General features: G+C 51.6%; 5 protein-coding genes. All 5 read right to left on the bottom strand.

Features of this window, described 5'->3' with window-relative positions; translation table 11 throughout:
• A partial coding sequence (carA, locus tag Q1K24_RS09425) for a glutamine-hydrolyzing carbamoyl-phosphate synthase small subunit (protein WP_300369368.1) occupies positions 1-877 on the bottom strand: 877 nt, incomplete at its 3' end.
• A 1-nt stretch (position 878) separates the two neighbouring features.
• A complete protein-coding gene (locus tag Q1K24_RS09420) occupies positions 879-1,430 on the bottom strand; it encodes a DUF507 family protein (RefSeq protein ID WP_300369365.1) in 552 nt (183 codons plus the stop codon).
• Positions 1,431-1,698: 268 nt separating this feature from the next.
• On the bottom strand, positions 1,699-2,256 hold the full coding sequence (locus Q1K24_RS09415) for a PDP protein (RefSeq protein WP_300369362.1): 558 nt from the start codon (positions 2,254-2,256) through the stop codon (positions 1,699-1,701).
• Positions 2,253-2,690 carry a flagellar FliJ family protein gene (locus Q1K24_RS09410; protein WP_300369360.1) on the bottom strand — a complete coding sequence of 146 codons (438 nt, stop codon included), beginning with the start codon at positions 2,688-2,690 and terminating at the stop codon, positions 2,253-2,255. Before Q1K24_RS09410 ends, Q1K24_RS09415 begins: the two co-directional genes overlap by 4 nt.
• Before the next feature lie 136 nt (positions 2,691-2,826).
• A partial coding sequence (locus Q1K24_RS09405) for an adenylosuccinate synthase (RefSeq protein WP_300369357.1) occupies positions 2,827-3,759 on the bottom strand: 933 nt, incomplete at its 5' end.

The raw sequence follows: 3,759 nt of genomic DNA, 5'->3' as shown, positions 1-3,759 counted from the left end.
GATGGCCAAATTTGAGTTTGTAGGTTTCATAGCCATGTGCGATGGAGAGAAGCTGATGTCCCAGGCAGATTCCGAACATCGGAACTTTCGCCTCGATCAGTTTCCGGATCTTCGCCTGCTCCTCTTTGAGGATAAGCGGATCGCCGGGTCCGTTGGAGAGAAAGACACCATCGATTTCACCGCTGTTGTACCGTTCGATCAAACGGTCGGCATCAACCGTATTGGGTACAACCTCCACATGCATGCCGGCCTGCGTCAACTCATTGAGTATGTTGCGCTTGATACCAAAGTCGAGAGCTACGATGTTTGCTTTCGGCGCCGGCACGTCATTGTACCGATACGCTCTCGCATCGTAATGGCCGCTTTCATGCACATAGGATTCTTTCGTGCTGACCGCTTCGATATAGTTGACTTCGCTGATATGCGGTGCATCGGCAAGCAGCTGCGCCAGCTCCTCTTTCTCGCTGATCTCGGTCGACGCGATCATCATCATCGCACCCTCTTCGCGCAATGTTTTGGTCAGAAAGCGCGTATCGACATCGCAGATACCAAGCACATCGAACCGTCTGAGCAGTTCGTGCAGCGCCTCCTCGCTCCGGAAATTGGAAGGCGCCTCCTGGTACTGGCGGACGATAATCCCTTTGCACCAGGCCGCTTTGGACTCCATATCTTCGCCGTTGCACCCCACATTGCCGATTTCCGGCATCGTAAATGTCACAAACTGTCCCGCATAGCTGGGATCGGTCACGATCTCCTGATACCCTGTCATCGATGTGTTGAAGACGATTTCACCGACACGCGTTCCCTCGGCACCAAAGCTCTTTCCTTCAAAAAAGAGACCGTTTTCCAGATAGATATAGATCGGTTGAAGTTTCATCTTACATCATCCCCCGTTTGCGGAGCTCCTCTTCGTAGAGACGCTCGAAGATCAGATCGTACTCTTCCGTTCCCGGATGAAGTTTTCGCTTGTAGTGTGACATCTTTTCAATCACTATATCCTCGATCTGTTCAAACGATTTCATATACTCTTCGATCGCCTTGAAGATTACACCGCGCACCTGGTTCTCGCTTACCGTGTAGTCGATCAGATCCTCTTCCCAGAGCTCGTTCAGAATCTTGTGGGACAGATCGCTGTAGCGCTCTTCATTGTTCAGAATAACCCCGTATTCCGGAGCCAGTTTTTTCTTGATCATCCAGAAAAGCTGCCGTATATCGGCGCGCATGAACTCGATTTCGTCCTCTTTCTCTTCGAGAAGCTCGTTGACACGCTCTTCGAGCGCCTGTTCGTTTTTGATATCCTTTTCGATGACTTCTCTCGCCTTTTCGATCACGGGTTCGATACCGCGCTTGATCTTGACAAAAGGTGCGTTCGCCAGATCGATCCCGATTTTGTTCGCAATATAGGGTGCATGGGCTAAACTTAATTTCATAACGCGCCTTTATCCGTCCGAAAATATGGACATAATTTTTTAAAAGTTTATCGAAAGATTTGTAAGAGATTGATGAAAAAGGAAAACAAAAGAGAAAAAAAGAGAAAAACTGTACGCTTTCCCAAAGATAAATTGTCTATACGATCAACTACCTTTTTTTAGAACCCATCTCAAACATCCCTATAGATCGGGAATGGCACGCAAACGGTGCGATAACGAGGCGAAAAGCACAGGGCGTAGCCAACTTCGTCGAGCATTTTCAACGAGGTCAGCGTGCCGTTTGCGTGCCACCCTTGCGGTCGGGGGGATGTTTGGGATGGGTTCTAGTGTTTTGCAGGAGCAGCGTGATACTCGATGCCTTTTTCGGCTCCATCTTCGCCAGAATCTGTCCCACTGTCTTCGGTTTGAGTGTCGAAAGTATCCTGGCCGCTTCCGCAGGCTGCATCTGTGCGAGTATTTCGGCTGCTGCAGAGGCTTTCATTTTGGCGTAGGTCTGGGAAACCTTGTCGGCTTTCGCCTCTTTGATCGCTTTGAGCAGCGCTTCGTTTTTGGCAATCAACTCTTCGATCGTTTTGCGCTCGTTTGCGATTTTTTCGCGTGTCGCGTTGAGTTCCTGCTCCTTTTTTCTGAGTAACGTCTCTTTGTTCCTGAACATCTCTTCCGTTGCGTTTTTGAGAGCTTCATACGCCTGGCGCGCTTCATCGATCTCTTCGAGTTTGAGTTCGAGCTCCTGTTTACGCTCTTCGAAAATCTTATTGCACTCCAACAGCTGTGACGTTTCGGCAAAAAGCACCAAAGGGATAAACATCAACCAAAAAATTCTCATATTCCCCCCTTTCTTTCTCCGTTTCGCTCACGCCAGAACTGCTGGGATGCGATTTCGTCGAGCCGATTCTGCGTCTCCCGCTTCTGTTTTGCCATCAATACGCTGAGTATTTGCGATTCAATGCTTTTTGCCTGTTCCCATGCAATATGTGCATCTTTGAGCAGCTTCTCTTTTTCGCGTTTGTCGGCTTCCGCCGCATCGATTCGGTATTGGAGTGCGTCGAGTGCCTGCTGAATGGTACGTTTCTGCGCCACTACCGCTCCCATCTGCAGACCGCTCCCCTCTTTTGGCGGCTCGACGGCACGCATATCGGCACGTAACCGCTCTTTCTCTTCGCGAAGACGATTCAGGCGTGCATTCGCGATCGCCAAATCCTGCTCGGCCCGCTCGAACTGCTGTTTGCGTAGCTTTGTGAGAGCTTTGTAGTTCTTCATCGTTTCAACCTGTCGTAACGCAAACCACGAGCGAAGCCCATGGTTTGGCAGAGGCGGCCCGTCCCCTGTGCAGCATCCATTTCAACGTCAAATGGGCAAACGGGGTTTTGAACTCTCCCCCATCCATGCACCAACATCACCTTACAATCGTATCGTCCCGGTCCGGGCTCGTCGAAATGATCCCGACTTTCACGCCGCTGACCCGTTCGATCGTTTCGATATAGGCTTTCGCGGAATCGGGGAGTTCATCGTAATCGCTGATGCCTTCGACCTTCTCCCACCCGGGAAACGTTTCGTAGATCGGTTTGACCCGGTCGAGGTCATACGGCACGTAGTCGATCACCTCACCTTCGAACTCGTATCCCGTACAGATTTTGATCTCGTTAAAACCGTCGAGTACATCAAGCTTCATCAAAGAGATCTGATCGCAGCCATTGAGCGCACAGGCATACCGGATCGCGACGGCATCGAACCATCCGCATCGTCGGGGGCGCCCCGTCGTCGTACCGAATTCGTGTCCCTGCTGCCGCAGGCGTTCGCCGTCCGCTCCGAAATCTTCGCTCGGAAAGGGACCGTTGCCGACCCGTGTGCAGTAGGCTTTGGCGATACCCGTCACCGTTCCGATCCGCTTCGCCGAGACGCCCATACCGGTACACGCACCGCCCGCGATCGTATTGGAACTGGTCACATAGGGATAGGTGCCGTGATCGATATCGAGCATCGTACCCTGTGCCCCTTCGAACAGAATCTTTTTGCCGGCTTCCAGATCGTGCCAGATCATCTGGGTCGTATCGGCGATATAGGGCATCAATCCGTCGCGATACCGTTTCAGATCGTTTTTCAAAGCCTCTTCGGAGGGTATTTCCACACCCATTGCATCGAAAATGGAACGATTCTGATGCAGATAATCGATGATCTTTTCATAGAGTGTATCGATATCTTTCAGCTCCCCGACACGGTGCCCGGAGCGCGAAATCTTGTCGGCATAGGCGGGCCCGATGCCCCGGCCCGTCGTGCCGATCGCCTTGTCGCCCCGCATCCGCTCTTTCGCCTGGTCGATCAACTGGTG

The sequence above is a fragment of the Hydrogenimonas sp. genome (assembly GCF_029932565.1).
Lineage (GTDB): Bacteria > Campylobacterota > Campylobacteria > Campylobacterales > Hydrogenimonadaceae > Hydrogenimonas.
The sequence above is the reverse complement of the archived record's forward strand: the minus strand, read 5'-3'. Positions and strand labels throughout refer to the sequence as shown.

Coding starts and splice junctions, on each gene's coding strand:
- Q1K24_RS09420 (WP_300369365.1), bottom strand. CDS start 1,430: ATGAAATTAAGTTTAGCCCATGCACCCTATATTGCGAACAAAATCGGG.
- Q1K24_RS09415 (WP_300369362.1), bottom strand. CDS start 2,256: ATGAGAATTTTTTGGTTGATGTTTATCCCTTTGGTGCTTTTTGCCGAA.
- Q1K24_RS09410 (WP_300369360.1), bottom strand. CDS start 2,690: ATGAAGAACTACAAAGCTCTCACAAAGCTACGCAAACAGCAGTTCGAG.